The sequence below is a fragment of the Paenibacillus sp. ICGEB2008 genome, assembly GCF_000307675.1.
Lineage (GTDB): Bacteria > Bacillota > Bacilli > Paenibacillales > Paenibacillaceae > Paenibacillus > Paenibacillus polymyxa.
Genome location: NZ_AMQU01000053.1, coordinates 1 through 795 on the forward strand (window position 1 = coordinate 1; position 795 = coordinate 795).

Genomic DNA, 795 nt, shown 5'->3' on the forward strand with positions numbered 1-795 from the left:
CAGCTACTCTCCGGGTTCGATTGGAATTTCTCCGCTACCCCCACCTCATCCCCGCATTTTTCAACATGCGTGGGTTCGGGCCTCCAGTGCGTGTTACCGCACCTTCACCCTGGACAGGGGTAGATCACCCGGTTTCGGGTCTACGTCCACGTACTCATTCGCCCTATTCAGACTCGCTTTCGCTGCGGCTTCAGCTCTTCACCTTAACCTTGCACGGGAACGTAACTCGCCGGTTCATTCTACAAAAGGCACGCCATCACCCATAGATCGGGCTCTGACTTCTTGTAAGCACACGGTTTCAGGATCTATTTCACTCCCCTTCCGGGGTGCTTTTCACCTTTCCCTCACGGTACTGCTTCACTATCGGTCGCCAGGGAGTATTTAGCCTTGGCAGATGGTCCTGCCGGATTCATACGGGGTTTCACGTGCCCCGCACTACTCGGGATCCGTCTCGGAGGGAACGGGTTTTGAACTACAGGGCTTTTACCTTCTCTGGCGGGCCTTTCCAGACCTCTTCGTCTAACCGGTTCCTTTGTAACTCCATGTGAGACGTCCCACAACCCCAAGGAGCAAGCTCCTTGGTTTGGGCTAATCCGCGTTCGCTCGCCGCTACTGACGGAATCACTATTGTTTTCTCTTCCTCAGGGTACTTAGATGTTTCAGTTCCCCTGGTCTGCCTCTCACTCACCTATGAATTCAGTGAGTAGTGACTGTCGATGAAGACAGCCGGGTTTCCCCATTCGGACATCCCCGGATCAAAGCTTGCTTACAGCTCCCCGAGGCCTTATCGTTATT

At 54.1% G+C, this 795-nt stretch carries 1 rRNA gene; it reads right to left on the minus strand.

Annotation, left to right across the window (positions count from 1 at the left end):
• Positions 1-795, minus strand: a 23S ribosomal RNA gene (locus tag C400_RS0125890); the annotation flags it as partial.